The organism is Deinococcus metallilatus (assembly GCF_004758605.1).
Lineage (GTDB): Bacteria > Deinococcota > Deinococci > Deinococcales > Deinococcaceae > Deinococcus > Deinococcus metallilatus.
The window spans coordinates 1,904,719-1,931,383 of record NZ_CP038512.1; the positions used below are offsets into that span (position 1 = coordinate 1,904,719).

Sequence of the window (26,665 nt, forward strand, 5' to 3'; positions counted from 1 at the left end):
TTCAGAACCAGTTCTCGACCCGCAGGCCCACGACCCGCTCAAATTCGCGGGTGTTGTGGGTGACGAGGGTCAGGTCAAGGGCCAGGGCGTGCGCGGCGATCAGCGTATCCAGGGCACCGATTGGCACTCCCCGCCGCTCCAGCGCGCTCCTGACCTCGCCATAGCGCCAGGCCGCTTCGGGGCCAAAAGGAACGACTTCCAGGGGCGCGATGAAGCCCTGCAAGACCAGTTGATTACGGCTTGAGCAGCTCTTTTCCACGCCGTAACTCAGCTCAGCAAGGGTCACGCTCGACAGGCCGATGGCATCCGGTGGGTACTGGGCAAAGCGCTCCGCGACGTGCGGAGGCCGTTTGTTCATGATGTAGATGCAGATATTGGTATCGAGCAGGAACCGCAGCGCCATTCAGAGGTCCCAGTCTCAGAGGTCCCAGTCGCGTTCCTGCACGGCTGGCTGCTCGCGTTCCAGGGGCACGTCCAGCTCGGGCAGTTCCTCATACCAGCGCTGCCAGAATTCCCGCTGGCCTTCCGGGGTGGGCGGCAGCAGGAGAACACCGTTGCCCACCCGTTTGATCAGGACTTCCTGCCCCTCGAAGCGGAAGGCTTTGGGAAGGCGGACGGCCTGACTGCGGCCATTCTCGAACAGCTTCGCCTTGTTCATCACATCACCCGGATAAAGTATAGACCCAGTGGTCATGATCATGGCCCTCCGGGACTTCCGCCCCTTTCGGGCTATGATGCGGCCGTGACTGTCCCGCCCTCGCTGCCGACCTCGCCCACCCCCGATACCACGCGCGCCCGCATCCTGACCGAGGCGGCGCGGCTTTTCGTGGCGAGCGGCTACCACGGGGTCAGCATGCGCGAGGTGGCGGCGGCGGTGGGCGTGACCAAACCCGCGCTGTACCACCACTATGCCGACAAGGAAGCGCTGTTCCTGGCGATGCTGGAGGGCACCCTGGCCGGGCTCGCGCGGCTGGTGGCGCACGCACAGGCCCAGGCAGGCGTGCGGGCGCAACTGGAGACGCTGGTGGGCGACCTGCTGGCGAGCGCGCCGGAGCAGCGGGTGGGCCTGCAACTGGCGGGCGAACTGCGGCACGTCTCCCCCGAGCGCCGCAAAGCGTTCGAGGACGAGTACCGCCGGGTGTGGATGGGCGGCCTGACCCGGCTGATCGAGGAGGCGTCCCAGCGTGGCGAGCTGAGGGCCGACCTGCCCCCCGCCGTGCTGACGCGCGCGCTGCTGGCCCTGCTGTATCCGCTGGTCACGGGTGCGCCGACGAGTGACCCCCAGGGGACAGCGCGGGCACTGCTGAGCGTGTACCTGGACGGGGCCACGCCGCGTTAGGGCGCGCCGGGTTGGAGCGGGCGGCCGTTGGCGCCTGGCCCGCTCCGCATTTTTTCAGGGCCGCCGGTCACGTGCGGACATTAAGGCCCTTCATCTGACATTTAAGATTCGTGCACAACTTCTCCCGGAGCATGAGGCGTAACGCGCCCGGTGAGGTGCGCTGCGGGGTCACTCCCCGGTCTTTCTGCCGCCGTCGGCGGTCCATCCTGACGTGGGAGGCCTGGTCTGTCTCCCACGCTTGACCCCTTGACCTGGAGTTTTCCGTGATTGAATCCCTGTTTGGCTGGGTCAGTCAGCCTGAAGCGTGGCTGGCCTTCGGGACGCTGCTCCTGCTGGAAGTGGTGCTCGGCATCGACAACGTGATCTTTCTGAGTATCCTGGCGGGCAAGCTGCCGCCCGAGCAGCAGCAGCGGGCGCGGACGGTCGGGTTGCTCGCGGCCATGCTGATGCGGCTGGCGCTGCTGTTCTCGATCACCTGGATCTACCGCCTGCAAGACGACCTGTTTACCGCCTTCGGCATGGGCTTTTCGGGCCGCGACCTGATCCTAATTCTCGGCGGCCTCTTTCTGCTGTACAAGGCCGTCAAGGAGATGCACGAGCAGCTCGAAGGTCCCGGCACCCACGAGGCGAACGTGGTGAACCAGGGGACCGCCAACTTCGCGGCGACCATCGCCCAGATCATGCTGCTGGACATCGTGTTCAGCCTGGACAGCGTGATCACGGCGGTCGGGATGGCCGACGACATCGGCGTGATGGTGTGCGCGGTGGTGGTGACGGTGGGCATCATGCTGGTCGCCGCGCGGCCCATCGGGGACTTCGTGCAGGCGCACCCGACGATCAAGATGCTGGCGCTGGCCTTCCTGCTGCTGATCGGCGTGAACCTGATCGCGGACGGCTTTGGCCTGCATATCCCGAAGGGCTATACCTACTTCGCGATGGGCTTCGCCATCCTGGTCGAACTGCTGAACATGCGCGCCCGCCGAGGCAGGCCGGTGGACCTGCACGAGACGCAGCGGCACCCGGACGCAAGCTGAGCGGCAATGGGGCAAGGGGGCGGGCCTGCGGGCGCTCGCCCCCTTTGCCATGCCAGCGCGCAGGGCGGCAACCGTGAGGGAACCCGCAGAGGCAACCGCTGGATGCGGGGCGTAGGCTCACGCTATGGCTGCCTTCCTGTCCGCCTTCAGCACGCCGGAAGCGTGGGTCGCCGTGCTGAGCCTCACCCTGCTGGAACTGGTGCTGGGCATCGACAACATCGTGTTCATCACGCTGCTGGCCGGACGGCTCCCGCGCGAGCAGCAGGCGTTCGCCCGGACCCTGGGGTTGGCGCTGGCGGTGGTCACCCGGATCGCGCTGCTCGCCAGCGTGACGTGGCTGACGCGCCTGACCACGCCGGTCCTGAGCGTGTTCGGGCAGGCCCTCAGCGTGCGCGACCTCGTCCTTCTGGCGGGCGGCCTGTTCCTGATGGTCAAGAGCGTGCGCGAGCTGTCCAACATGGCGCGCAATCCGCTGGGCCGCGAGGAACCGGACGCCCCGCGCGTGACGCTGGCGGGCGTGATTCTCCAGATTCCGCTGCTGGACATCGTCTTCAGCCTGGACAGCGTGATCACGGCGGTCGGTGTGAGCGGCAACCTCCCGGTGATGATCGCGGCGGTCGTGCTGGCGATGGGGGTGATGATCGCCGCCAGCGGCTCCATCTCGCGCTACATGGACGCACACCCGCCGCTGAAGCTGCTGGCCGCCGCCTTCCTGCTCCTGATCGGCATGACGCTGGTCGGGGAAGCCTTCGGGGTGGAAGTCCCGCGCGGCTTTATCTACTTCACGATGCTGTTCTCGGGCGTGGTGATGCTGTACACGGTGCGGGCCGCACGGACGGTGCTCCGGCAACGGCTGGAGGAAGCGGGGGTGGCGCCCCCCACACCCAGCGAGCGGGAACGGCGCTAGAGGCGTTCAAGCCTCAGCCTCACCGTTCAGGAAGAGCGCCGCCGAGGGGCAGAGGTCCTGCAAGACGCAGACCGCACAGCGGGGGCGCCGGGAAAGGCAGGTCTGCCGTCCGTGCCGGATGGCGGAGACGTGGAAGGTGGCGCGGGTAACCCAGTCGCGCGGCAGCACCTCGTCAAACCAGCGTTCCGCCTTGAGGATGTTCCAGCGGGCGGGGATCAGGTCCAGCCGTCCAGCGACGCGGTGGATGTTGTTCTCCACCGGAATCGCGGGGCGGGCCAGGTCGAACAGCAGGAGGAGCGACGCCGTCTTCATCCCCACCCCCGGCAACGACTCCAGCAGGGCGCGGGCATCCGCGTCATTCATGGTCCGCAGGACGCGCAGGCTGAGGTCCCCTCGCGTCTCCTCCAACCGGTGCAGCACGTTCCAGATGTAGTCGGCCTTCGTTCGCGCCAGGCCGCCGCCCGCCGCGCGCAACACCGTCTCGACCCCGTCCGGGCCGTCAGCAAGGGCGGCTTCCCAGACGGGGTAGGTCGCCTTCAGCGCCTCGAACTGCCGCCGGGTCAGCGCCGAGGTGTTCTGCTGCGCCAGGATGATGCGGATCAGGTCGTCCAGCGGCTCGCGGCTGACATGCGGGGTGAGCGGCGTGGGCAGGTAGGTGGCCGCGAGGCGGCGCGTGATCTCCGGCAGGTGCGGGGGCGGCGGCACCTCCTGGGCGGGGGTCAGCCGGGGTGGGCGAGGGGCGGAGGGGACGCGCGGCACCGCGTCAGGCTAACGGGCGGCCCCGCGGGAGACTGTGGCCGCGAGCCTCACTGCCTCGCACGCAGTTTGGTGACGTTTCCGGCCCCGTCCGTGACCTGGATGTCCGCGTAGCTGCCGCTCGTCTCGGCGTAGAAGTCCACCCGCGTACCGGGCGTGATGTTCAGGCGGTTGCCGTCCACGCTGATCTGCGCCACCCGGCCGTTGTCGGTGGCGACGCCGGTCACGCGGATCACGTTGCCGTCGCGCTCGAAGCGGGTGACCTTGATGGCGGGCGGGACACTGTCCACCGCGACGGGCAGCACCAGCGTACTCTCGTTGCCCGCCTTGTCACGCGCCGTGATGGTGTACTCGCTGCGCGTGTCCTTGAGCTGCGTCTGGAACGCGAAATTGGCGATCTTGCGGCTGCCGGGCTTGATCGGAATGGCCTTGCCGTCCACCGTGATCTGCGTGACGCCCTGATCGTCCAGCGCGTACCCCTGCACCGTGAAGCTGCGCGCCCGACTGACGCCGCCGCCGTCCGGGCTGGTGACCACGATGCGCGGCTTGAAGGTGTCGGTCGTGCGGGTGCAGCCGCCGAGCAGGGGCACGAGCAGGAGGAGGGCAGGGGCGGCGCGGCGCATGGGGAGGAGTATAGCTTTCAGCGGTCAGCCGTCAGCGATCAGCAGAGAGGGGTGAGGCGTTAGGGGAGCTGCTGAAAGCTCCGAAGGAGAGGGGGACTGGGACAGCCTGCACCGCGAGAGTCAGCGAGCCCCAGGATGGACTGGCGCTGCTGTCTGGCTGACCACTGACGGCTGAGAGCTTTCCAGGCCACACGCCCCCCGCCCCGGTGCTTTAATGCCCCCGTGAGCCTCCCCTCCCGCCCCGCCACCCTGTCCCGCGCCGTTCCCCAGGGCACCCGCGACGTGCTGCCGCCCGAGTGGGCCTGGCGCGAGCATTTGCGGACGCGGCTGGCAGGCGTCTTTGCCGCGTGGGGCTACCGGGGCGTGGAGGTCCCGGCGCTGGAGTTCGCCGCCGAGAGTCATCCTCAGAATGCCCGGGCCTTCAAGCTGATCGACACGGGCGGGGAGGTGCTGGCCCTCCGCAGCGAGTTCACCACCGCAGTCGGGCGGCTGGTGCGGGCGCGCTTTCCCGAGGGGCCGTTTCCATTGCGCCTTCAGTACGGGGGCAGGCTGTGGCTGCGGACCCTGACCAGCGAACTGGGAAGGCTGCGCGAGTTCAACCAGGTCGGCGTGGAGCTGATCGGCGTGGCGACGCCGCAAGCCGACGCGGAACTGCTGCGCCTGGGCACGCGGGCGCTGGAAACGGTGGGCGTGCAGGCCGTGATGGAGGTGGGGTATCCCGGCTTCGTGGACGCCGTGCTGGAGGACGCCGGGCTGCCTGCCGCCGCCCGGAACGCCCTTCACGACGCAATTGACCGCAAGAGCGGCGCGGACGTGGACCTGCTCGCGGCCCGACACGGCCTGAACCCCGAGGTGACCGCCACCCTCCACACCCTGACCGACCTGTACGGCGGGCCGGAGGTGCTGGCGCAGGCGGCGGCGCTGGCGCGCGGGGCGAGAGCGCGAGCGGCGGTGGCGTATCTGGAAGCGGTATCCGCGCTCTGCGAGCCGGGGCTGCTGTTCGACCTGGGGGCCAGCCGCCGTTACGGGTACTACACCGGGATCACCTTCCGCGCTTACGCCGAGGGCCTGAACCAGCCGGTGCTGGGGGGCGGACGCTACGACCTGGGGGGACTGCCGGGCGCGGGCTTCGCCATCGGGCTGGAGCGGCTGACGGAGGTCACGGCGGCGAAGTTGCCCCCGAGCCGGAAGTGGTGCTGGCCCTCGATCCCATCGGCGCAGAGGCCGCCCGCGCCGCCGGAATGGTGGCCGAACTCGCCTGGACGGACGACCGCGAGGAACTGCTGGCCTACTGCGCCCGCCGGGGTATCCGCCGCTGGGCCCAGGGGGACACGCTGACGGAGGTGACGGCATGACGCCCGCGCCGCCCCGCAGTCCCGACCACCTCACCCTCGCCCTCCCGAAGGGCCGTATTCTGGAAGATGCCGTCGCCCTGCTGGCGCAAGCCGGGCTGCCCCTTACCCTCCCCGAGAAGTCCCGCGCGCTCCGGCACGAGTTCCCGGGCGTGACCGTGCTCGAACTGCGGAATCAGGACGTGCCGGTCTATGTAGACCTGGGCGTGGCGGACGCGGGCATCGTCGGCAAGGACGTGCTGATCGAGTCGGGCCGCGCCGTCTACGAGCCGGTGGATCTGCGCTTCGCGGCCTGTCACCTGTCAATGATCCGGGAGGTGGGGGCCAACGGTCCCATCGGGCGCGTCGCCACCAAGTACCCGCGTTCGGCCCGCGCGTATCTGGCGGCACGCGGCATTCCCGCCGAGGTGGTGAAGCTGTCGGGCAACATCGAGCTGGCCGCGCTGACCGGCCTGGCTGACGCGGTGGTGGACCTGGTGCAGACGGGCAGCACGCTGCGGGCGAACCATCTGGAAGAGGTGGACGTGCTGTACCACTCCAGCGCCCGCCTCATCGTGAATCGCGCGGCGCTGAAGCTGCGGCGATCAAGGCTGCGGCCCCTGATCGAGCGGCTGCGGGAACTGGTGGGGAGCGGTCAGGCAGGGGAAACCGGGGACGTGTAGTGTCGCGCGGTCGGTCCGGCTGACCGCCCTGTCAGTCAGCGGCTCTCCACCGTTGCGGGCACCTCCGCCCCCAGCGCGTCCGCCATCCTTTCCAGCGCCTCAATCAGGAGAGGGCGGCTGGTGGCAAAGTTCAGGCGGATGAAGCCCTGGTAACGCCCCTTGAGTTCGTCGGGCGCGAAGAGGGGGCCATCGTGCACCCCGAGGCGCGCCTCTTCCAGCAGGAAGTTCTGGATGGAGGAAGCACGGGGATGGGCGCGCAGGTCCAGCCAGGCGAGGTAGGTCGCTTCCGGCTCGGTGGCGCGCACCCAGGGCAGCCGCGCGTCGAGGAAGGCGTGCAGCACGGCCCGGTTCCCGCGCAGGTAGGCGAGCGTGTCCGCCAGCCAGGGGCCGCCTTCTTGCAGCGCCGCCAGCCACATCGTCGCGCTGAGGGCGGAGGGGTGCCCCATCAGGCCTCCCGCCGCGCCCCGGACCCGCTTCACCAGTGCCGCGTCGTGCCCCACCATCACGCCGATGCCCAGGGCCGCCGTGTTGTACGCCTTACACGGTCCGGTCAGGGTGAGGGTCTTCCCCCGCACACGCGGGTCGGCGGCGAAGGACTCGAAGGGCGCGTCCGTGTAGCGCAGGTCGGCGTGCAACTCATCCGACACCACGTACAGGTCGTGCGCCAGCGCGAAGTCCCGCAGGCGGACCAGTTCTTCCGCGTCCCACACGCGCCCAGTGGGGTTGTGCGGGTGGCAGAGCAGCAGCAGGCGGGTGCCCTGGGCGGCGGCTTCCATTGCGTCCCAGTCGATTTCCCAGCGGGCCAGGTGGCCTTCTGTCCCCTCGCGCAGCGGCGCGGCGGCCACCCGGCGGCCCTGCTCGGTGATGCTGAGGTGGAAGGGGTGGTAGATCGGCGTCATGGTGAGCACCGGCTCGCCCGGCTCGGTCAGGGCCGCGACTGCCGCGTACAGGCCCGGCACCACCCCAGGCAGGAAGCTGAGGCCGTCCTCGGGGAGCTCGGTCAGGCCCTGGGTGGCGAGCTTCGCCCGCAGCGCGTTCTGAAGGGCCGGGCCGCCCTGCAAGTGGTACCCCAGCCCGCGTGTCAGCCGCTCCTGCAATGCCGCGAGGATGGGCGGCGCCACCGGAAAGTCCATATCGGCCACCCACAGCGGGATCACGCCTTCCTCGTACTTGTTCCACTTCAGGCTGTCCGCGTGCCGGAGCGCGGCGGGGTCGAGGGTGCCGTAAGCGTCAGCACCGGATACGTCGGGCGTCAGTTCGGGAAGCTGCGGATCGGTCATGAGGGGAGGATACGCCGGGGAGGGGGTGGCCGCCGCCAGGCTGCCCTCAAAACAGGCCAGTCGTTGGGTCGTCCATTGGCCCCGGCCGCCAAGCCCGTTCACCCCCTCTGCTTCGCAGCTCTGCGAGCCCCCCGCAAGGGGCTGAGTGATGCACGTATCTCTCTCATACAAAAAGCAACACCGGCAAACACGGCGCTTTTCGCTCCTCCCCCCTTGCGGGGGACTGGTACAGCTCGCACCGCGAGAGGCTGGGAGGGGGGAACGCAACCGCCCTCCCAGCGCGGCTCAAAGGCAACAGCAGCCACATCCTTTGCACAGATGGGAGACTCATCCGCATCACCCAGCCCGCAAGGGGGAGGGGCAAAAACCGCTCTCCGCACCCTCTCCCTTCCCGAATCGCGTCAGTCCTGAAGTCTCTCCCCTAATCCCTAACCCCTCACTCCCGCTCCCCCTGTGCCAGCCGCGCCAGTTCCACCGGATCGGTAATACACACGGTCCGGCGTTCGAGGTGAATCAGGTTCAGGCGGTAGAACTCGCCCAGCTTGCGGCTGACCAGTTCGGGCACGGTGCCCAGCAGGGCCGCGAGTTCGCTGTTGGTGGGCAGGGCGTGGGGCTGGCGGGCATTTTCCAGCAGGTAGGCGGCCAGCCGTTCCCCGAGTTCGCTGAAGACCAGCCCCTCCACGCGGGTGAGCAGTTCGGCCTGACGCCGCGCGAAGTAGGCGATCACGGCCTGCGCGAGGGCAGGCGTGCCGAAGACCCGTTCGCGCACGGTCCCGGCAGGCAGGCACAGCAGCTCGGTGGGCGTTTGCAGCGCCACGGCACTCGCCGGGGCCACCGCCCGGCTCTGGAAGGCCGCGACGCCCGCCACCAGTTGCCGTGGGCCTTCCACGTGCAGCGTGAGTTCGCGTGTGCCGCCCCGCGCCAGGCGGTACACCCGCACGCTGCCCGAACTCACCAGAAAGACGGTGTCCAGCGCCTCCCCCTCGCGGAACAGGTGTTCGCCGCGCTTCAGGACGCGGAAGGAGGCCAGCGCCGCCAGGGGACGCAGGTCTTCGGCCTGGGCGCCCTGAAAGACTGGGGCGTGGGTCAGCAGCAGTTCGGCACGGTCCATCACGTCCCCTGATGCTGCCACGCTGGGACCCCGGCAGGAGAGGGCTTCTCCGCTAGCCGCCATGCAGCAACGTGACCAGCACCTGCGTCCCCGGCTGGACAGCCTCCAGGGCAATCGGCTGGTCACCGTCATGCGTCATGACCTCGCCGCCGTAGAGAGCACGGAGCCCCTCGCCGGTGGTGACGTGCAGTTCACCGCTCAGGACGGCAATCACGACCTGCGCCTGCGGGTGCTGGTGGGGAGGCACCCCCTCCCCGGCGTCCAGATGAAAGAGGAGGCAACGGCCCCCCGCTGTTGTCGCCAGGACTTGCGGGGGCTGGGCACGCTTCATGAAGGCTCCTGGGTGGCGTGGCGTTCCAGCGTGATCCTCATCCGCCGGGCGAGGGTCAACAGGGCTTCGGCCTCGGTCGGGTCGAGGTGTTCGCGCAAGGTTTCCTCCCAAAGCGCCAGCCAACGGTCAAAGTGCGCGGGGTCGATGCCGAGGTCGGCGTGGGCGGGGCCGGGCTGTCCCCGGTAGGCGCTCGGGCCACCCGTCACGGCCCGCCAGAAGCCCTCCAGCCGGGCGATGTGCATCGGCCAGCCTGCGCGCGGAAACGGCCCGATCTTGCGGGTGAACACCGGGCCGAGCAGCTCGTCCCGCGTCGCCTTCGCGTAAAAGGCCCACAGCACCCGCCGCAGCGTCTCGTCCCCCAGGCGGGCGAACAGCGCGCCCTGGTGGGTGAGGGGGAGGGGCTGCGTCATAGATGCGCCGCCAGGGCCAGGCCGCACAGCAGCGCGCTGGCGCCGAGGGTGACGTGGGTCAGCCAGGCGGGAGGCCGGACCTGCGCGCCCCGCCGCATGTGCCCGGACACCAGCCCGGCGATCAGGAGCAGCATCGCCAGTTCCAGGCCCAGCGCCAGGCTGAAGCCCCCGATGACTCCCAGCGCCAGCACTGTGAGCAGCAGCAAGAGCGACAGCGGACCATTCACCCGCGCGTAATAGCGGCCCACCGTGCGGCGGTGCGCGCGGCGCGTGGCCTCAGCGGGGAACAGTTCCGCAAAGGCCGGGCTGACCACGAAGGTGGTGAAGAGGTACATGCCCACCCACGCGCCGACCAGCAGCACGTTCAGGGCAGAAACCACGGAGAGCAGCGTCATAACCCAAAGAAGGCGCGGTTCTTGACGATGAAGTCTTCCTCGCCCGCAGGCACGTCCTCCTCGGGGAAGATCGCGCTGACCGGGCAGGCGGGCACGCAGGCGCCGCAGTCGATGCACTCGTCGGGGTGGATCACGAACTGGTCGCCGCCGTCGTAGATGCACTCCACGGGGCAGACTTCGGTGCAGGCCTGGTCCTTGACACCGATGCAGGGGCTGGTGATGACATGAGGCATGGCCGCAGTCTGCCCCGCCCCCTGCGAAAGGACCATGACCTGAGTCAAGGGGCCTGTGGCGTGCGGCTTGTCGAGAAGGCCGAAAGCTGACGGCTGCCGCATTTCCCTAATGCCTCACCCCTGACCCCTGATCCCTCACCCCTTACACTGACGCCCATGCTGGCGATCATGGGCGCGATGGACGAAGAGATCGAGTTGCTTCTTGCCGACCTGCAAGACCGCGAGACATTGGAGCGGCCCGGCGTGACGCTCTACCGCGGCGTGCTGGACGGCGTGCCGGTGCTGCTCACCAAGAGCGGGATCGGCAAGGTGAATGCCGCAGTGGCCGCGACCTTCCTGCTGGTGGCGGGCGCGTCCCGCGTGATCTTTACCGGAGTGGCGGGCGGCATCCACCCCGAGCTGCGGGTGGGCGACATCGTGGTGAGCACCGACCTCGTCCAGCACGACGTGGACGTGACCGCCCTGGGGTACGAGCTGGGGACCATCCCCGGTGAGGCCCCCGCCTGGGCCGCCGACGAACGCCTGCGCGCCGTCGCGCTGAACGCGGCCGGGGAGGTGGCAGGCGTGCGCGCGCTGGAAGGCCGGGTGGCGAGCGGCGACCAGTTCATCGCGTCGCGGGAAGGCGTGCAGCGCCTCTGGACGCAGTTCGGCGCGGCCTGCGCGGAGATGGAGGGGGCGGCGGTCGCGCAGGTCTGCGCCAAGGCGGGCGTGCCCTTCGTGGTGATCCGCTCGGTCAGCGACACTGCCGACCATGACGCGAACGTGGACTACCGGACCTTCATGCCGCTGGTCGCCCGTCACGCCAAACAGGTCGTGCGCGGGATGCTGGCCCGCCTGAGCGCACCCGCTGGCGCATGAGCAGTCCTGCCTCCGTCACCGCGACGCTGCCCGCCCCGGTGCGGTTCGTGCTGGGCCTGGGTGTGCTGACCGGCTTCGCCGCGCTCGGCACCGCGCTGGTGACCGCCCTGCACCTCCCCTTGCCGGGGTCGGTGGTCGGGATGGGGCTGCTGTGGGCGGCGCTGTCGCTGCGCCTGGTGCGCCTCCACTGGATCGAGGCCGCCGCCGACGGTCTGCTCGCCACCCTGGGCCTGCTCTTCGTCCCGGCCACCGTCGGCGTGGTCGATTACCTCTCGGCGGGCGCGGCCTGGGCACTCTGGCTGCTGGTGATGCTCGCCGGGCTGCTGCTGGGGGCGGGCGTGGCGGGGGTGCTGGCAGCGCGGCTGGTGCGGGAGTGAGGAGCTATCAGCCGTCAGCTTTCAGCGAAAGCCTTTTCTGACTGACGGCTGACCACTGAGAGCTGATAGCTTTCCCTCATGCTCTGGGTCGCCCTCACCCTCCTCGCCTTCGCGCTGGGGGTGCTGGCGCAGGCGCGGGTGCGGCATCCGCTGATGAATCCGACGCTGGTGGCAACGGTCCTCGTGGCGGGCGTGCTGCTGCTGACACACACGCCGTATGACGGGTACGCGGCGGAGGTGCGGCCCATCTCCTTTCTCCTGGGCCCGGCGGTGGTGGCGCTGGCCGTACCGCTCTACCGGCTGCGGGCGCTGCTGGCGCGGGAGTGGCGGGCGCTGGTGATCGGGGGCGCGGCGGGGACACTGGTCGGCGTGGGTGCGGACATCTTCCTGCCCCGGCTGCTGCGGCTGAGCGTGGAGGCGCAGCGGTCGCTCATGACGGCCTCCGTCACCAGTCCGGTCGCGCTGCAACTCGCGCCCGTCACCGGGGCACCCCCCGCCCTGGCCGCCACGCTCGCCGTGCTGTCGGGCCTGCTGGGGCGATGCTGCTGCCGCCCGTGCTGACCTGGCTGGGCGTGCGGCACCCCCTGGCGCGCGGCATCGCGGTGGGCAGCGTCGCCCACGGCATCGGCACCGCCCGCGCCCGCGAGGAGGGCGAATGGACCGGGGCCGCGAGCAGCATCGGCATGGGCCTGGCTGCGCTGCTGGTGACGCTGGTGGTGGCAGTGCTGGGGTGAAAAGCGGTCAGCTGTCAGCCATCAGCGGTCAGCCAGGAAAGGCTTTCGCTGAAAGATGAGGACTTACGCGATTCAGAAAGAGAGAGCGTAAAGGCGTTTTAGCCCCTCCCCCCTTGCGGGGGAGGCTGGGAGGGGGGTGGACGGCGCCGCCGTCCCAGGGCAGGAAGCCCCGTTTTTCGCCGCTTGCAAAGACCGCTTTTCGCGTAAGTCCTAAATTGACTGCTTACCGCTGCACCAGAATCTGCACGCCCTGGAGCACGTCCGGTTGTGCGCCATTGATGGGTGTCTCGCCGCTCTGGCTGCTGGTCGCCGTGCGCGTCAGCTTTTGCAGCACGTCCTGCCCGGCGATCACTTTGCCAAACACCGTGTACTGGCCGCTCAGGAAGTCGGCGGGCGCCAGGGTGATGAAAAACTGGCTGCCCTGAGAGAGGTAACTCTGCGAGCGGGCCATGCCCAGCACTCCCGCGCTGCCAAAATCGAGGGCGGGGTCCAGTTCCACGAAGAAGTTGTACCCGGGGCCGCCGGTCCCCCACTGCGCCTTCTGCGCGGCGTCGGCACTCAGCGGGTCACCGCCCTGCGCCATGAAGCCGTCGATGACGCGGTGGAAGCGCGTGCCGTCGTAGAAGTGGTTGAGGGCCAGGAAGACGAAACTGTTCACGGCTTTGGGAGCCTGCCGGGGGTACAGTTCCACCGTCACGTCTCCCCTGTTCGTCTTGAGGACCGCCCGGTACGTCCTGGCCGGGTCGATCACCCAGGCCGGGGCCTTGAAGGAGCGGACGGGCGCGGCGCTGAGGAACGGGACGGGGGTGAAGGTGAGCGCGGGAGAGGTCGCCGGAGCGGGAGCGGCAGGCGGCGGAGTCGTCTGGGCGAACGCGGCGGATACGAGCAGGAGGGCGGACACGGCCAGAAAGCGCATGGGCCCCAGCCTACCGCGTGCCGCGCCACAGCCCACAACCTCCCACCCTCTCCCCTCACTCCAGCGCCAGGCTGGTCGTGTACTTCTCCTGCTTGACCACAATCGTGCTGGCCGTGTTCCGCACCCCGGGAATGGACGCCAGCACGTCCACCAGGAAGTTCTGGTAGGCGTCAAGGTCGGGCACGCAGACTTTCAGCAGGTAATCGGTATCGCCCAGGCAGAGGTAACACTCCAGCACCTCCGGGCGGTTCCGCATCTGCTCGGCAAACGTCTCGAAGCCCTGCTTGGTCTGCTTGTCGAGGGTCACGCGCACCAGCACCATCAGGTCACGGCCCACCCGTTTGGGGTCCAGCAGCGCCACGTAGCGGCTGATGATGCCCTCCTCCTCCAGCCGCCGCACCCGACGCAGGGTGGGCGCGGGCGTGAGGCCGATCTCGTCGGCGAGTTCGGTGTTGGGGATGCGGGCGTCGCGCTGGAGGATGGCGAGGATACGGCGGTCGGTGGCGTCCAGTTCGGGTTGCGACATGAATACCCGCAGATTACAGCATTGGAGCAACGATATTGCGTAAGCCTCCCCCACGGTGTCGCTTCCGGCAATCGCAAAGAGTGAAACTCCTGCTAGCATTGCGCCAAATCGACAAGGTCTAGGCGGCAGGCCAGGGCTGGCCGCTCAGCAGGGGTAAAGTATGAAAATTGGGCTCCCGAAGGAAATCAAGGTCAAGGAAAACCGCGTCGCCCTCACGCCCGGTGGGGTGGGAACGCTGATCCGGCGCGGGCACACTGTCACGGTGGAGCGCGGCGCGGGCGTGGGCAGCGGCATTCAGGACAGCGAGTACGAGGCTGCCGGGGCGAGCATGGGGACGGCGGCGGACGCCTGGGCCGCCGAGATGGTCGTGAAGGTCAAGGAACCTATCGCTTCCGAGTATCAGTACCTGCGGCCCGACCTGCTGCTGTTCACGTACCTGCACCTGGCCGCCGACCGCCCGCTCACCGAGGCGCTGCTGAACGCCGGGACGACCGCCGTCGCCTACGAGACGGTGCAGCTCGAAGACGGCAGCCTGCCCCTCCTGACCCCCATGTCGGAGGTCGCGGGGCGCCTCAGCGTACAGGCGGGCGCGTACCACCTCCAGAAGCCGGTCGGCGGGCGCGGCGTGCTGCTGGGCGGCGTGCCCGGCGTGCAGCCGGGGCATGTGCTGATCGTCGGCGGCGGCGTGGTCGGCACCAACGCCGCGAAGATGGCGATGGGCCTGGGGGCCAAGGTGACCGTGCTGGACGTGTCGCACCGCCGCCTGACCTACCTCGACGACGTGTTCTTCGGCAGACTCACCACGATGATGAGCAGCGAGGCGAACATCCGCGCGCTGCTGCCGGACACCGACCTCCTGATTGGCGCGGTGCTGATTCCCGGCGCGAAGGCCCCGCACCTCGTCACGCGCGACATGCTGCCGCTGATGCAGGAAGGCAGCGTCATCGTGGACGTGGCGGTGGACCAGGGCGGCTGCGTGGAGACGATCCACCCGACCACGCACGACGACCCGACCTACGTGGTGGACGGCGTCATTCACTACGGCGTGGCGAACATGCCCGGCGCCGTGCCGCGCACCAGCACCTTCGCCCTCACGAACGCCACCTTCCCCTATGTGCTGCTGCTGGCCGACCAGGGCCTCGCGGCCTTGCAGCGCAACCCGGCGCTGATGCTGGGCCTGAACACCTACGGGGGCCAGTTGACGTACCAGGGCGTCGCGGACGCATTCGGGATGTCGTCGGTGGAGGCCGAAACGGCGCTGGCGTAAGCGGAAGGCCAGGGGGAGCGGCGGGTGCGGAGGGAGGCCCGCCGCCTGCCTTTGTCCCTTTGGCCCGCCTCACGAGGCGTACCCTACCCCCATGCTCTCCCGCCCCTCTCGCCTGACCCCGGCGGCCCGCGACCCGAACACCCCGCGCCCCAGGCGCGACCCCCGGCAACTCGCGCGGCTGCTGGCCTACGCGCGGCCTTACCGGGTGCTGTTCGTGCTGGGCGTCCTCGCCACGCTGGTTTCCAGTGGGCTGAATCTCGTCTTTCCGCTGCTGTTCGGGCGGCTGATCGACGCTTCCTTCCTGAAGGTGGGCAGCACGGACACCGGGCCGCTCGACCGGACGGTGCTGCTGCTGCTGGGCATCTTCGCGCTGAGTGCGCTGTTCGGGGCGGCGCAGTCGTACCTGCTCTCGATGGTGGGGTCGGGCGTAGTGGCGGACCTGCGAAGGAGCCTGTTCTCGCATCTGCTCTCGCTCTCGCCGCAGTTTTTCACGGCGCACAAGACGGGCGACCTGACCAGCCGCCTCACCTCGGACGTGAGTACGGTACAGGCGGTGTCGAGCACGGCGCTGGCGCAACTGTTCAGTCAGACGGTGGCGCTGGTCGGAAGCGTGGTCCTGCTGGTGCTGACCAGCCCGCGCCTCAGCCTGCTGACGCTGGCCGTGATTCCGCTGGTGATCGGCACCGCCGTGGTGCTGGGCCGCCGCCTGCGCCGGGTGGCCCGCCAGCTTCAGGACACCATCGCCGCCGCGAACGCCGACGCCGCCGAGGCCCTGGGCGGCGTGCGGGTCGTGCAGAGCTTCACTGCCGAGAACCTGGAGCGCGGGCGCTACGGCGCAGGCATGACCCGCGCCTTCCGGGTGGCCCTGCGCCGCAACCGCCTCCAGGCCCTGATGGCGGGCACCATGGGTTTCCTGACCTTCGGGGCGCTCGCGGTCGTGCTGTGGTACGGCGGGCGGCAGGTGATGGCGGGCGATCTCACGCCCGGCAAGCTCGTCACGTTCCTGATCTACGCCCTTCAGGTGGGCGGCACGGTCGCGGGTCTGACCGGCATCTTCAACCAGTTTCAGGAGGCGCTGGGCGCGTCGGGCCGGATTTTCGAGTTGCTGGACGAGCGCAGCGACCTGCCCGAATCGGCCTTACCGGTTCCACTGGGGCGGGCCGAGGGTCGCGTCACCTTCGATCACGTGGCCTTTCAGTACGGCGACGTGCCGACGCTGCGGGACGTGAGTTTCGACGTACCCGCCGGACAGGTGGTCGCGCTGGTTGGGCCGAGCGGGGCGGGCAAGACCACGCTGGTGAACCTGATTCCGCGCTTCTGGGACGTAACGGGGGGTGCGCTGCGGGTAGACGGGCAGGACGTGCGCGACTACGCCCTGGCGGACCTGCGCGCCCAGGTGGGTCTGGTGCCTCAGGAAACACTGCTCTTTTCCGGCTCCATCGAGGAGAACATCCGTTACGGGAGGCCGGACGCGACCCCGGAGGAGGTGCAGGCCGCCGCCCGTGCCGCGAACGCCGACGCCTTCATCACGGCCTTTCCCGAAGGGTATGCGACCGTCGTCGGTGAGCGCGGCGTGAAGCTCAGCGGCGGGCAGCGCCAGCGGGTCGCCATCGCCCGCGCGCTGCTCAAGGACCCCCGCATCCTGATTCTGGACGAGGCGACCAGTGCTCTCGACAACGAATCTGAGGCACTGGTCCAGGCGGCCCTCGACACGCTGATGCAGGGCCGCACCACCTTCGTGATCGCGCACCGCCTCAGCACCATCCGGAACGCGGGCCGCATCCTCGTTCTGGACGCCGGGGAAGTCGTGGAGGACGGCACGCACGAGGCGCTGATGGCGGCAGGTGGCCTCTACCGCGACCTGTATGAGCTCCAATTCAGGAAGGAACAGGCGGCGCGGGGGGAGCTGGTTTAGGGGTCGAGAACGCCCGCATACACTTCACCGAGCGTCAGCGTCGTATCCAGGCAGGGAACAGGAATGGTTCCCCCACCCGCCAGTTCCACCTCTTCCCAGCCGCCCGCCGTTCTCTGGATGACCCGGACAAACCGCCTGGTGGCGTCCACGATCAGGTAGGTCTGGAGGCTGGGGAGGCTGGTGTAGGCCCAGAGTTTGTCGTTGCGGTCCATGTGGCCCGTTCTGGGGCTGAGGACTTCGACGAGCAGACAGGGTTCACGGGAGAAGGTGGCGTCGCGGGGCATCGGTTCGCAGGTCACGACCACATCCGGGTAGTAGTACACGCGCTTTCCGGTGGGGTTGGTGGCGTTCACCCGCATATCCGAGGTGTAGACGTGACAACCTGCCTCCCGCGCTGGGCGGAGCAGTGCCGCCCCGATATTCAGGGTGATCTCTCCATGCCCACTGCTGGCCCCCGCCTGCGCCAGCGTCGGCCCATGCAGCGGGTAGGCGTACCCATCCACGAACTCCCGCTTGATAGGACTGTCCGGCTCGGTGCGGAGGTACTCTTCTTCCGTCATTTCCTGGGCATGTTCCCAGAAGTTGGGGGCAGGGCCACTCATGCCTCATGGTAGCCAAACGCCCACCCCTACATTGAGGCGGGCGCGTTCGCGGCCTTATTCTTTATTCTTTCAGTCCATTGCGTTCGCCAGCACCGGCTGGGGCTGCCAGGCGTTGGCGCCGATAGACCGCAGCCGCTCGGCCAATCTCTCGTAGCCCCGGTTGAGGTACTGCACGCCGTCGATCACCGTCTCGCCCTCGGTGGTGAGCGCGGCGATGAAGAGGGCCGCCCCGGCACGCAGGTCGGCGGCCTTGACCGGCGCGGCGTGGAGGGCACCGCCCTGGATGACCTGGGTGTAACCGCTCACCGTGATGTTTGCGCCCATGCGGTGCAGTTCCGCGACATGCGTGAGGCGGTCGGGATAGACCGGGTCCTGCACCACGCTGGTCCCGGGCACGGTGGCGAGCAGCGCGCTCATCTGCGGCTGCACGTCCGTGGGGAAGCCGGGGAAGCTCTGGGTGGTCACATTCACCGGCTTCAGCTCGCGGTCACGGGCGTCCACGATCAGGCGGTCTTCCGCTTCGAGGATGTCCACGCCCATTTCCATCAGCTTGCTGCTGACGGCGCGCAGGTGGTCCGGGCGCACATTGGTCAGCGTGAGGCGGCTGCGGGTGGCGGCGGCGGCAATCATGAAGGTCCCGGCCTCGATGCGGTCGGGAATGATCCGGTACTCCCCACCGCGCAGCGCCTTCACGCCGCGAATGGTGAGGGTGTTGGTCCCGCCCCCCTGGATATCCGCGCCCAGGCTGTTGAGGAAGTGGATCAGGTCCACCACGTCGGTGTCGATGCTGGCGTTTTCCAGCGTCACCACACCGTCTCCCAGCACGGCGGCCAGGATCGCGTTCTGCGTCCCACCCACCGTCAGCAGCTCGAAGACGAAGGCGCCGTTCAGGCTGCCCTCCCGCTGGGCCCCAAAGTTGCCCCCCTCTTCCACCACGCGGATGCCGAGCGCGCGGAAGGCCTTGACGTGCTGATCGACCGGGCGGTACCCGAAGGCGCAACCACCCGGCATGCTCACGGTCGCCTGACCGGCGCGGGCCAGCAGGGCACCCATCATGATGAAGCTGGCGCGCATCTTGCTGACCAGGGCGTAGGGGGCGTCGGTGTTCAGGATCTCGGGCGTGTGCAGGGTGAGGCTGTTGGGGCCGACCCAGACGTGGCGCGTGCCGATATGGTGCGCGAGGTCGAGAATGGTGTACACGTCCGAGAGGCGGGGGACCCCGTGCAGGGTGACGGGTTCGCTGCTCAGGAGGCTGGCCACGATGATCGGCAGCGCCGCGTTCTTGCTGGGCTGGACAGCGATCTCGCCGGAGAGTTCCCGGCCTCCCTGGATGTGCAGCGGCGTCAGTTGCATGGTGATCCTTTCGGCGGCGCGGCGGGCGCGCGGGGTGAGTGTCAGGGTATCCGGGCGTACCCGGTGCAAAGCTGAGTGCATGTTACACATGATGCTCACCTTACGTCTACGCTGACCTTACAACCTGTGAGGCCAGAGCGTGTGTGTCGTCTCTGAGGGACCCTGCTCCCTGATCTCATTCGAGCAGGCTGTGAGAGATGTTGAGGGTCCACACGGTGCGTGCTACGCTGCGCCGCAAGTCAGATAGCCAGACGGTGCAGGAATCAGCTCCACGTGGGGAGAGGCCGCACCGGGAGAGGCTGCGCCAGAGAGGGAGAGGGGATGCCGAAGAAGGAACGCAAACGCCTCCAGGTCGTTATCAGTGAGGAGCAAGACGCGCTGCTGACCCGCACCGCCTATGAACTCTCCAGCCCCGAGCGCCTGATCAGCAAGAGCGAGGTGGTCCGCCTCGCCATCGAGAAGATCGCCCGTGAACTCGGCGAGGGCGAACATCTCGAAGAGTACCGCAATCTGCTGGAAAACGAGGACGTGGCCGACGACCAGAACGGATAGCACCTTGCCCTGAGGCCGGAATAGCCGGGCAGGACAGCGGATGTTCTTCGTTGGCGGGAGGTGCAGGGGCGGCCCCTCTCCTGCGGACTCGTAGCGCTGCCCCGCAGAGCTTTGCAAGTCACCTGTCTTGACGCGAACGCCGGAGGCTGACCCGCTCCTGGTCCAGCGCCGCCAGTCGGTATTTTCTTCTGCTCGCTCTGCTTCGCAACTTTGCGAGTCCGCCCGCCCCTCGCCTGCGACTCCCCTGAAGTTGGTATGAGGCCGCAGCCACAAAGCCGGAGCGCCGCTCTCTGGGGTCGAGCGGCGCTCCGGCTTTGAAGCCTATACAGTGAAGCTGCCGCCCGTGCAGCGTCAGCGGCCTACGCTGTAGACGGGACCGTTGGCTGGCAGCACGCGGCGCGCGCCGAGCAGGCGGGGTGCCCAGTAGGGATCGCCCAGCAGGTGGTCCACCGCCACCTGCCCCTTGTAGGAATTGGCATTCACGAACTGGTCGTCCCCCAGGTAGATGCCGACGTGGGTGACCTGGCCGCGCCCCTCCGTATCGAAGAAGACCAGATCGCCGGGTTGCAGTTCGGGGGGGGAGACGGGCAGGCCCACCTGCGCCTGATCGGCACTGCGGCGCGGGAGTTGCACGCCCAGCGGCGCGAAGACCTGGAGGACGAACCCGCTGCAATCCAGACCGCTCGGGGTGCTGCCGCCGTACACGTAGGGCACGCCCAGCAGCGCCAGGGCCGTGCCGCGCCAGTCGCCGGGCAGCGCCCGGACCGGACTCTGGGCCGGACTGGGCAGGGACGCGGCCAGGGGCACCGGGGCCGGGCTGCTCTGGGCCACCACCGGGCGCACGGGCAGGCCCGGGCCGGGAAGACGCAGCACCTGTCCGACCTCCAGAACCGCGTCCGGCGGCAGGGTATTGGCGGCCAGCAGGCTGTCCACGCTGACGCCGAAGCGGCGGGCCAACGAGTACAGGGTGTCGCCGCGCTGCACGGTGTAAGGGGGCACCTCGCCCACACGCAGCACCTGCCCGACCCGCAGGTCCGGACTGCTCAGGCCGTTCAGGGCCAGGAGCGCCTCGACACTCAGGCCATGCGCGCGGGCGAGGCTGTAGGCCGTGTCACCGGGCTGGACAGTGAGGGTGAGGGGGGCCACCTGCACAGACGAAGACCCGGGAAGCGAGCCGCCTCCCAGGTCAAAGGTGTTACCGGCAGCCTGCGCGCGCGACGCGACTCCAGTGAAGGTCAGGAGGGCCAGCAGCAGGGCAGTGCGGGAGAACACGGGCATGAAGAGGACTCACAGGGCGCGGAAACACACGGGCGGAAGCGGCCAGGGTGCGGCAGACACAGGAGCACCAGATGAGAGCCGCCAGAAGAAAACTGAAACAGGGGCACCGTAACATGCCCAAGTCACAGTTGCCAAGCCCCCGGGTTTCCCCCACCGGGGGAGGGCGGCCCGCTCCAGCGTCCGGCCGTGTTCCGCCAGGAGGGACGGGCGCCCCGCTTCTGGCGGTGCGGGCCTATCCTGGGCGGGTGCTCGCGCGTGCTTCCGCGTGGCGTATGCAGACCTTCCGGGCGCTACGCCACCCCTCCTACCGCCGTTACTGGTTCTCACAACTGCTGTCGCTGGTCGGGTCGTGGATGCAGACGACCGCGCAGCAGTACCTGGTGCTGGAACTCTCGGGGGGCAGCAGCGCCGCCCTGGGGTATGTCACGGTCACGCAGTTTCTGCCCAGCCTGCTGCTGTCGCTCTTCGCCGGGGCGGTTGTGGACCGGGTGCCCCGGCGGCGGGTGCTGCTCGCCACCCAGACCACGCTGATGCTGACCGCCGCGGCCCTGGCCGTGACCACCCACCTGGGCGTGGTGTCGCTGCCGCTGGTGATGGTGCTGGCCTTTATCAGCGGCACGGCCAATGCCTTTGACATGCCCGCGCGTCAGAGCATGGTCGTGGACTTCGTGCCGCGCGGCGACGTGCCCAACGCGGTGGCGCTGAACAGCCTGTCCTTCAACGTCTCGCGCACCATCGGGCAGGCGCTCTTCGGGGTGGTCGCGGCGCTCGGGGTGGCCCTGCTGGCGGGCGGCAACGAGAACAACATCGCCCGCCTGGCCCTGCCCTTTTACCTGAATGTCGTGTCGTTCTTCGTCGTGCTGTTCGTGATCGCCACGTTGCCCTTTCCGCTGCGCGAACACGCGGCGCGCGGCAGCATGCTGGATGACATCCGCGAGGGCCTGCGCTACGTGAGGGGCAATCCCGCCGTGCGGAACGTGATGCTGCTGGTCGGTGCGCTGAGCCTCACAGTGATCAACTTCAACATCATCATTCCGTACTACGCCCGGGTGGTGTTCGGCGCACGGGAGGCGACCTTCGGCGTGCTCTCGGCGGCCTTCGGCGTGGGCGCGATGGCGGGGGCGCTGTGGCAGGCCAGCAAGCCCAACCCGGTGCGGAACCTGCGGATCGGGGCGCTCCTGCTGCTGGCCAGCACCGCGCTGCTCGCCTTCACGCCGGGGCCGGTGCTGGGGACGCCGGTCCTGGCGGCCTGCGGGTTCGGGATGCTGTCCCTACTGGTCAGCGCCAACAGCACCGTGCAGCTCAGCATCCCCGACCAGCTTCGCGGGCGCGTGATGAGCCTGTATTCCTTCGTGCTGGTCGGTATGGGACCGCCCGGCGCCCTGATCGCCAGCAACCTGATCAGCAAGCAGGGCCCGCTGGGACCGCGCTGGGGCCTGGTCGCCCTCACCCTGCTCGGCGCCCTGTCCCTGCTGCTCCTCTGGACGCGCCTCCCCCGGCGACTCACGCCACCCGCCGCGCAGAGCGTTCCGGCGGACTGAAGCCCGGCGCTGCCGCTTCCTGAAAGGGCCGTAAGGGACGCGCGGGGGCGGCGGCTGTTATGCTGCACGCATGAGTTCGGACCGCAGTCATGTTCTGATGACCTGGGCGTTTGCCGTCCTGGCCCTCGGTGCCCTGGTCGGCATTGGAACGGCCGCCGCCCTGCTGGCCCGCAAGGACCGCCCCCTCCCCGACGACCCGGACGCGCCGCTGTTTATCTAGCTTTCAGCGGTCAGCCGTCAGCAGGAGAAATCTTTCTGCTGACGGCTGACCGCTCAGAAGTGCCACACCTGCGGGATGATCAGCAGGGCCACGGCAAAGGTCACCACGGTCAGTCCGGTGCCGACGCGCACGAAATCCATGAAGCGGTAGCGGCCCGGGCCGTACACCAGCATGCAGGACGGCTCCAGCGGCGTGATGAAGGAGTTGCTGGCCGCGATAGTAATGGCGATCACGAAGGGGCGGGGATCATAGCCCAGCGCCTTGGCGGTCCCGATGGCCAGGGGCAGCATCACGAGCGCGGCGGCCTGGTTGCTCATCGGCTGGGTGAGGGCGACGGTCACGGCGAAGAGGGCGGCGAGCAGGCCGTAGGGGCCGAGCGGTTCCAGCACCCCGGAGAGGGCGCCGGTCAACACTTTGGCGGCCCCCGTCTGCTCGAAGGCGGTGCCGAAAGCGAGCATGCAGGCCACCAGCACGATCACCGGCCACTCCACGGCCCGGTAGGCCTCCTCAGGGGACACCAGGCGCAGGGCCAGGGCCAGGGCCACGGCGACTACCACCGCCACGCTGAGGGGCACCAGCCCCAGGCCGCCGGTGACCACCGCGCCGCCGAAGAGCAGCAGGGCCAGCGGGGCCTTGCGGAGGTCACGCTGCGCCTCGGTGAGGTCGCCCAGCACCGTCAGGTAGTCACCCAGGGCGGCCACCCGCTCGGCGCTTCCCTGGATCAGCAGCACGTCACCGACCTGCACCCGCAAGCCTGCCAGACGCTCGACGGTGCGGGCGCGGCGGTGCAGGGCCAGGACGGAGACGCCGTAGCGTTCGCGAAAGCGCGACTCGCGCAGGGTCCGCCCCGTCAGCGGACTGCCCGGCAGCACCACCGCCTCGACCAGCCGCACCGGGGCCGTGCCCTCGACCTGGAGTTTCTGTTCGCTCTTGCTGAACACGCCCAGGGTGCTCTTGCCCGTCAGGATGCGGTCGGAAGGGCCTTCCACCGCCAGCGTGTCGCCCTCCTGCACGCGGAAGTCGGGGCCGGGGGCGTACAGGGTGTCGCTGCCCCGCCGCACCGCGACGACGATCAGGCCGTGATCGCGGCCCAGGCCCGTTTCGCGCAGCGTCTGCCCGGCCAGGGGGCTGCCGGGCGCCACCGTCAGGTCCGCGAGATAGGCACGCAGGGATTCTTCCAGCGCGGCGTCCTGCGCGGGCAGCAGCCGGGGCGCGACGAAAAAGAGGTACAGCAGGCCCACCACCGCGACCGGCAGCCCCACCCAGGCCAGCTCGAAAAAGCCCAGCGGTTTCAGGCCGGTCGCCGGAAGCGCCCCCGACACGACGAGATTGGTGCTGGTGCCGATCACGGTGATCGTGCCACCCAGGATGCTGGAGAACGCGAGCGGCATCAGCACGCGGCTGGGGGCGATCCCCGCGCGGCGGGCCAGGCCGGTCACGACCGGGAGAAACACGGCGGTCGTGGCCGTGTTGCTGGTAAAGGCGCTCACGCCCGCCACGGCGCTGAGCATTCCGCGCATCATGCTGCCCGCGTTCCGGGCGCGGCGGGCCAGTGTCACGCCCACCCACTCGATCACGCCTGCCCGCAGCAGCACCCGCGTCAGGATGAACAGGCTCGCCAGCGTCAGCACGGTGTCGCTCCCGAAGCCCGCGAAGGCTTCCTTGGGGGTCAGCAGGCCCAGGGCGAGCAGCGCGCCCAGCAGCAGCAGCGCCGTCACGTCCACCGGCAGCCATTCGGTAGCGAACAGCACCAGCGCGAGGACGAACAGAATCAGCAGGATGGTGACGGGGTCCATGAATCTCCGCAGGGGGCGCGGCTTTCAGCGGCCCGCGCCCGGTTGCCTCGGCTGAGGGGTGGAACGGAAAGACGTGTGCCCAAGAAAGCACCAGCGCCCGGAGGGTCTGCCCCCGCCCGGCCACTGGAGCGGCCCCCACCTTACCCTTCCCGGCAGGACCGGGCACCCGGCGCACTCTTAAGGTTTCAGGCCGGTGCTGGGGCCGCCGCCAGCCGCGTCAGCGCCGCCGTCAGTACCGCCACCGCCCGGTCGTACTCGGAGAGCCGGAGGTGTTCGCCCGGCGTGTGGTCGAGGGCGCTGTCGCCGGGACCATACGCGACGGTGGGCACCGGCCACGCTGACGCGACCACGTTCATGTCGCTGGTGCCAGTCTTGACCTTGAAGACGGGCGTGCCCCCCTGCTCACGGATGGCGAGCCGCAGCGCCCGGGTCAGCGCATTGTCCTTGGGGTGACGCACCGCCGTTTCCTGTCCGCTGAAGGTGAGGGTGGCGGGCAGGTCCTGAAGCAGTTCGCCCAGCCCGGCCTCGGCCGCAGCGGGAGAAAGGCGGGGCGGCAGGCGCAGGCCGAAGGTACCCTCCGCGATCTGGGCCAGGCCGTCCGTCCGGGTCGAGATGCTCTGGATGGTGGCCTGCACCGTGTCGAAGGCCCCGTTGCCCGAGTGGCGCGCGGCCCAGGCCCGCACCCGGAACCACGCCTCCGCCAGATCGTCGGCGGCGCTGGTGCCCTCGCCCGCCGTGTGAAAGTTGGGCTTCTCGACCCGCAGGTGGGCGACCAGGCGGCCCTTATATCCCAGCGTCAGGCCTTCCCAGCCGCTCGGCTCCCCGATCAGGACGAGGTCGGGCCGGTACTGGTGCAGGGCGTGCCGCGCGCCCCGGCTGCTGGGCGCCTCCTCCTCCGTCGCGCCGACGCAGACGAAGCGCGCGCCGGTCAGGGCCGCCCCCGGCAGGGCCGCCACCGCCGCCACGAAGGCACAGAAGCTGCCCTTGGCATCCACGCTGCCGCGCCCGTACAGCACGTCGCCCTCGACGCGCACCGGAATATCCCCCGGAACGGTGTCGATATGCCCCAGCAGCACGACCGTCAGGGGACCGTGGCCCCGCTCCCCCACCGCGTTCCCGGCCGGGTCGATATGCGCGGCGAACCCATGCGCGCTCATCCAGTCCGTCAGGTAGGCCGCCACCTGCGCCTCCTCACCCGAGACGGACGGGATCGCCACCGCCCGGGTGACGAGTTCACGGGCGGGATCAGGCATGGTCGTCCCTGGACCGGTCAGCGGCCTGCCCGGCTTCCGCCACCGCCCGGGCCAGGGCCACGAGCAGGCGGGTCACGTCCGCGAAGGCGAGCAGCGCGATGCAGCCCACGCCCCCGGCGATCAGTGTCCACAGCCCCAGCAGGGGCGTGCCCCCGAGGAACTGGAACACGGCCAGCCCGACCGCCGCCAGCCCCAGCACCACCCCCAGCAGTTGCAGGCGGCTGACCAGACCGCTCACTGTACTGGCCCGCGCCTCCAACCCGGCCACGACGCTCTGCGCGGCGGCCGAGGCCACCCGCGCCGGGGTGGAATCTGCCGGAGACGGGGTGGCTGGGGGCTTCGGCTCGGCTTTGGTCAACACGTTCGTCCCGCTGGCCTTCGTCCCACCGGGGGCAGCAGGCACCGGGTCCTGGGCCGGGCTGGTCTGCCCGCCGCGCACCTCGCGCACCGTTCCCGGCTTGATCGCCTGGGGGGCGGCGGGCCGCTCTTCCTTCTGCTCCTGCCCTGGCGGCTCCTGGACCGTTGGCTCCTGGGTGGGGCCCGCCTCGGGGGACGCGCCGAGGATCACCGTGGTGGTCGTGCCGGGGGAAGGGGCCGGAGGCATGACGGGCTTGGGCACGCTGCCGAAGGTCTTGTGGCCTCCCGGGGTGGGGAGCGGCCCAGTCGGCAGATTCTTGGCCCGGGCGGTCGCGTCCCGCACCTGAGAGAAAAATGCCTGCACCTGCCCGGCGTCAAAGCCCAGCAGACTGGCCGTGAGGGCCGTCCCGGCGGGCGTTTCCACCCGCAGCAGCCCATCCGGGTCACTGTGGATGCGGGTCAGGTCCCGCAGGGTCACCCGCCGGGTGCCGTTCTGGTCCTGATAGACCAGCATGCCCTCCAGCAGGGCGAAGAAGGCGCCCTCGCGCTCCAGCAGGGCGAGAGGTGCCGCCCCAATTCCCAGACCCCGGAGGGCCGACAGCACGCGGTCATTCATGGCTCGATTCTCCTCACCTTGTGGGGCAGGATAGCGGGTGCGGCGCCGGGCCCGCCCCACACCGCCTGACG

30 protein-coding genes and 1 pseudogene are annotated in these 26,665 nt (G+C 69.4%); 13 read left to right on the forward strand and 18 right to left on the reverse strand.

Annotation, left to right across the window (positions count from 1 at the left end; translation table 11 throughout):
* Position 1 precedes the first annotated feature (1 nt).
* Together vapC and E5F05_RS15190 are read right to left on the reverse strand one after the other, a co-directional pair.
* Positions 2 to 403 (reverse strand): type II toxin-antitoxin system tRNA(fMet)-specific endonuclease VapC, encoded by a 402-nt coding sequence (gene vapC / locus E5F05_RS15185; RefSeq protein ID WP_206733021.1) that lies wholly within the window; start codon positions 401 to 403, stop codon positions 2 to 4.
* A 15-nt stretch (positions 404 to 418) separates the two neighbouring features.
* Entirely contained in the window at positions 419 to 700 is a 282-nt protein-coding gene (locus E5F05_RS15190) for an antitoxin (RefSeq protein WP_241687181.1), read from the reverse strand.
* A 42-nt stretch (positions 701 to 742) separates the two neighbouring features.
* Between E5F05_RS15190 and E5F05_RS15195 the strand changes: the two genes are divergently transcribed.
* The 3 genes from E5F05_RS15195 to E5F05_RS15205 all read left to right on the forward strand — a co-directional run bounded on the left by E5F05_RS15195 (position 743) and on the right by E5F05_RS15205 (position 3,280).
* Positions 743 to 1,339 (forward strand): TetR/AcrR family transcriptional regulator, encoded by a 597-nt coding sequence (locus E5F05_RS15195; protein WP_129119490.1) that lies wholly within the window; start codon positions 743 to 745, stop codon positions 1,337 to 1,339.
* Between the two features lie 263 nt (positions 1,340 to 1,602).
* Positions 1,603 to 2,373: a TerC family protein gene (locus E5F05_RS15200; RefSeq protein WP_129119491.1), complete on the forward strand. Its 771-nt coding sequence runs from the start codon at positions 1,603 to 1,605 to the stop codon at positions 2,371 to 2,373.
* Positions 2,374 to 2,497: 124 nt separating this feature from the next.
* The gene (locus E5F05_RS15205) at positions 2,498 to 3,280 is read left to right on the forward strand and encodes a TerC family protein (protein ID WP_129119492.1); all 783 of its coding nucleotides are present in this window, start codon (positions 2,498 to 2,500) and stop codon (positions 3,278 to 3,280) included.
* Positions 3,281 to 3,286: 6 nt separating this feature from the next.
* Here the strand turns inward: E5F05_RS15205 and E5F05_RS15210 are convergent, their stop codons facing one another.
* Positions 3,287 to 4,039 (reverse strand): endonuclease III domain-containing protein, encoded by a 753-nt coding sequence (locus E5F05_RS15210; RefSeq protein ID WP_129119493.1) that lies wholly within the window; start codon positions 4,037 to 4,039, stop codon positions 3,287 to 3,289.
* Between the two features lie 47 nt (positions 4,040 to 4,086).
* Positions 4,087 to 4,659 carry a PilN domain-containing protein gene (locus tag E5F05_RS15215; protein ID WP_129119494.1) on the reverse strand — a complete coding sequence of 191 codons (573 nt, stop codon included), beginning with the start codon at positions 4,657 to 4,659 and terminating at the stop codon, positions 4,087 to 4,089.
* Positions 4,660 to 4,881: 222 nt separating this feature from the next.
* Here E5F05_RS15215 and hisZ point away from each other — a divergent pair, with 222 nt between their 5' ends.
* Together hisZ and hisG are read left to right on the forward strand one after the other, a co-directional pair.
* Positions 4,882 to 5,997, forward strand: coding sequence for an ATP phosphoribosyltransferase regulatory subunit (gene hisZ, locus E5F05_RS15220; RefSeq protein ID WP_342354408.1), 1,116 nt, complete (start codon positions 4,882 to 4,884; stop codon positions 5,995 to 5,997).
* Between the two features lie 13 nt (positions 5,998 to 6,010).
* Positions 6,011 to 6,673 carry an ATP phosphoribosyltransferase gene (gene hisG, locus E5F05_RS15225; protein WP_129119496.1) on the forward strand — a complete coding sequence of 221 codons (663 nt, stop codon included), beginning with the start codon at positions 6,011 to 6,013 and terminating at the stop codon, positions 6,671 to 6,673.
* Between the two features lie 35 nt (positions 6,674 to 6,708).
* On the opposite strand, the gene E5F05_RS15230 is transcribed toward hisG, so the two are convergent.
* The 6 genes from E5F05_RS15230 to E5F05_RS15255 form a co-directional block, all read right to left on the reverse strand.
* Positions 6,709 to 7,953 (reverse strand): MalY/PatB family protein, encoded by a 1,245-nt coding sequence (locus tag E5F05_RS15230; protein WP_129119497.1) that lies wholly within the window; start codon positions 7,951 to 7,953, stop codon positions 6,709 to 6,711.
* Positions 7,954 to 8,389: 436 nt separating this feature from the next.
* Positions 8,390 to 9,064 carry a Crp/Fnr family transcriptional regulator gene (locus E5F05_RS15235; protein ID WP_241687182.1) on the reverse strand — a complete coding sequence of 225 codons (675 nt, stop codon included), beginning with the start codon at positions 9,062 to 9,064 and terminating at the stop codon, positions 8,390 to 8,392.
* 52 nt (positions 9,065 to 9,116) lie between these two features.
* Positions 9,117 to 9,395 carry a cupin domain-containing protein gene (locus E5F05_RS15240; protein WP_129119499.1) on the reverse strand — a complete coding sequence of 93 codons (279 nt, stop codon included), beginning with the start codon at positions 9,393 to 9,395 and terminating at the stop codon, positions 9,117 to 9,119.
* Positions 9,392 to 9,805, reverse strand: a complete 414-nt coding sequence (locus E5F05_RS15245) for a group III truncated hemoglobin (protein WP_129119500.1) — start codon at positions 9,803 to 9,805, stop codon at positions 9,392 to 9,394. The genes E5F05_RS15240 and E5F05_RS15245 overlap by 4 nt, the downstream gene beginning before the upstream one ends.
* On the reverse strand, positions 9,802 to 10,200 hold the full coding sequence (locus E5F05_RS15250) for a hypothetical protein (RefSeq protein ID WP_129119501.1): 399 nt from the start codon (positions 10,198 to 10,200) through the stop codon (positions 9,802 to 9,804). The genes E5F05_RS15245 and E5F05_RS15250 overlap by 4 nt, the downstream gene beginning before the upstream one ends.
* Positions 10,197 to 10,433, reverse strand: coding sequence for a ferredoxin (locus E5F05_RS15255; RefSeq protein ID WP_129117913.1), 237 nt, complete (start codon positions 10,431 to 10,433; stop codon positions 10,197 to 10,199). The genes E5F05_RS15250 and E5F05_RS15255 overlap by 4 nt, the downstream gene beginning before the upstream one ends.
* Before the next feature lie 156 nt (positions 10,434 to 10,589).
* On the opposite strand from E5F05_RS15255, the gene E5F05_RS15260 reads away from it, so the two are divergent.
* The 3 genes and pseudogenes from E5F05_RS15260 to E5F05_RS15270 all read left to right on the forward strand — a co-directional run bounded on the left by E5F05_RS15260 (position 10,590) and on the right by E5F05_RS15270 (position 12,402).
* The gene (locus E5F05_RS15260) at positions 10,590 to 11,291 is read left to right on the forward strand and encodes a 5'-methylthioadenosine/adenosylhomocysteine nucleosidase (RefSeq protein WP_129119502.1); all 702 of its coding nucleotides are present in this window, start codon (positions 10,590 to 10,592) and stop codon (positions 11,289 to 11,291) included.
* On the forward strand, positions 11,288 to 11,668 hold the full coding sequence (locus E5F05_RS15265) for a CidA/LrgA family protein (protein ID WP_129119503.1): 381 nt from the start codon (positions 11,288 to 11,290) through the stop codon (positions 11,666 to 11,668). Before E5F05_RS15260 ends, E5F05_RS15265 begins: the two co-directional genes overlap by 4 nt.
* 78 nt (positions 11,669 to 11,746) lie before the next feature.
* Positions 11,747 to 12,402, forward strand: a pseudogene (locus E5F05_RS15270) (LrgB family protein).
* A 223-nt stretch (positions 12,403 to 12,625) separates the two neighbouring features.
* Here the strand turns inward: E5F05_RS15270 and E5F05_RS15275 are convergent.
* Both E5F05_RS15275 and E5F05_RS15280 read right to left on the reverse strand, forming a co-directional pair.
* Positions 12,626 to 13,318 carry a peptidylprolyl isomerase gene (locus E5F05_RS15275; RefSeq protein ID WP_129119505.1) on the reverse strand — a complete coding sequence of 231 codons (693 nt, stop codon included), beginning with the start codon at positions 13,316 to 13,318 and terminating at the stop codon, positions 12,626 to 12,628.
* A 55-nt stretch (positions 13,319 to 13,373) separates the two neighbouring features.
* Positions 13,374 to 13,844: an Lrp/AsnC family transcriptional regulator gene (locus E5F05_RS15280; RefSeq protein ID WP_164973502.1), complete on the reverse strand. Its 471-nt coding sequence runs from the start codon at positions 13,842 to 13,844 to the stop codon at positions 13,374 to 13,376.
* Between the two features lie 160 nt (positions 13,845 to 14,004).
* On the opposite strand from E5F05_RS15280, the gene ald reads away from it, so the two are divergent.
* Together ald and E5F05_RS15290 are read left to right on the forward strand one after the other, a co-directional pair.
* On the forward strand, positions 14,005 to 15,111 hold the full coding sequence (gene ald, locus E5F05_RS15285) for an alanine dehydrogenase (RefSeq protein WP_129119507.1): 1,107 nt from the start codon (positions 14,005 to 14,007) through the stop codon (positions 15,109 to 15,111).
* Positions 15,112 to 15,202: 91 nt separating this feature from the next.
* Positions 15,203 to 17,026 carry an ABC transporter ATP-binding protein gene (locus tag E5F05_RS15290; RefSeq protein ID WP_129119508.1) on the forward strand — a complete coding sequence of 608 codons (1,824 nt, stop codon included), beginning with the start codon at positions 15,203 to 15,205 and terminating at the stop codon, positions 17,024 to 17,026.
* On the opposite strand, the gene E5F05_RS15295 is transcribed toward E5F05_RS15290, so the two are convergent.
* Together E5F05_RS15295 and murA are read right to left on the reverse strand one after the other, a co-directional pair.
* Entirely contained in the window at positions 17,023 to 17,628 is a 606-nt protein-coding gene (locus tag E5F05_RS15295; RefSeq protein WP_129119509.1) for a Uma2 family endonuclease, read from the reverse strand. The two genes, E5F05_RS15290 and E5F05_RS15295, sit on opposite strands and share 4 nt — an antisense overlap.
* Positions 17,629 to 17,697: 69 nt before the next feature.
* Complete coding sequence (gene murA / locus E5F05_RS15300) at positions 17,698 to 18,981, reverse strand: UDP-N-acetylglucosamine 1-carboxyvinyltransferase (protein WP_129119592.1); 1,284 nt, start codon at positions 18,979 to 18,981, stop codon at positions 17,698 to 17,700.
* Positions 18,982 to 19,302: 321 nt separating this feature from the next.
* Here murA and E5F05_RS15305 point away from each other — a divergent pair, with 321 nt between their 5' ends.
* Positions 19,303 to 19,533, forward strand: coding sequence for a transcriptional regulator (locus E5F05_RS15305; RefSeq protein WP_129119510.1), 231 nt, complete (start codon positions 19,303 to 19,305; stop codon positions 19,531 to 19,533).
* Between the two features lie 351 nt (positions 19,534 to 19,884).
* Here the strand turns inward: E5F05_RS15305 and E5F05_RS15310 are convergent, their stop codons facing one another.
* The gene (locus E5F05_RS15310) at positions 19,885 to 20,811 is read right to left on the reverse strand and encodes a C40 family peptidase (protein WP_129119511.1); all 927 of its coding nucleotides are present in this window, start codon (positions 20,809 to 20,811) and stop codon (positions 19,885 to 19,887) included.
* 245 nt (positions 20,812 to 21,056) lie between these two features.
* Between E5F05_RS15310 and E5F05_RS15315 the strand changes: the two genes are divergently transcribed.
* Both E5F05_RS15315 and E5F05_RS21380 read left to right on the forward strand, forming a co-directional pair.
* Complete coding sequence (locus E5F05_RS15315; RefSeq protein WP_129119512.1) at positions 21,057 to 22,352, forward strand: MFS transporter; 1,296 nt, start codon at positions 21,057 to 21,059, stop codon at positions 22,350 to 22,352.
* 70 nt (positions 22,353 to 22,422) lie between these two features.
* Positions 22,423 to 22,572 carry a hypothetical protein gene (locus tag E5F05_RS21380; RefSeq protein ID WP_164973503.1) on the forward strand — a complete coding sequence of 50 codons (150 nt, stop codon included), beginning with the start codon at positions 22,423 to 22,425 and terminating at the stop codon, positions 22,570 to 22,572.
* 53 nt (positions 22,573 to 22,625) lie between these two features.
* On the opposite strand, the gene E5F05_RS15320 is transcribed toward E5F05_RS21380, so the two are convergent.
* From E5F05_RS15320 to E5F05_RS15330, 3 genes are all read right to left on the reverse strand, one after another.
* Positions 22,626 to 24,368, reverse strand: coding sequence for an SLC13 family permease (locus E5F05_RS15320; RefSeq protein ID WP_129119513.1), 1,743 nt, complete (start codon positions 24,366 to 24,368; stop codon positions 22,626 to 22,628).
* A gap of 185 nt (positions 24,369 to 24,553) precedes the next feature.
* Complete coding sequence (locus tag E5F05_RS15325) at positions 24,554 to 25,621, reverse strand: [LysW]-lysine hydrolase (RefSeq protein ID WP_129119514.1); 1,068 nt, start codon at positions 25,619 to 25,621, stop codon at positions 24,554 to 24,556.
* Complete coding sequence (locus E5F05_RS15330; protein ID WP_129119515.1) at positions 25,614 to 26,594, reverse strand: hypothetical protein; 981 nt, start codon at positions 26,592 to 26,594, stop codon at positions 25,614 to 25,616. The genes E5F05_RS15325 and E5F05_RS15330 overlap by 8 nt, the downstream gene beginning before the upstream one ends.
* Positions 26,595 to 26,665 lie beyond the last annotated feature (71 nt).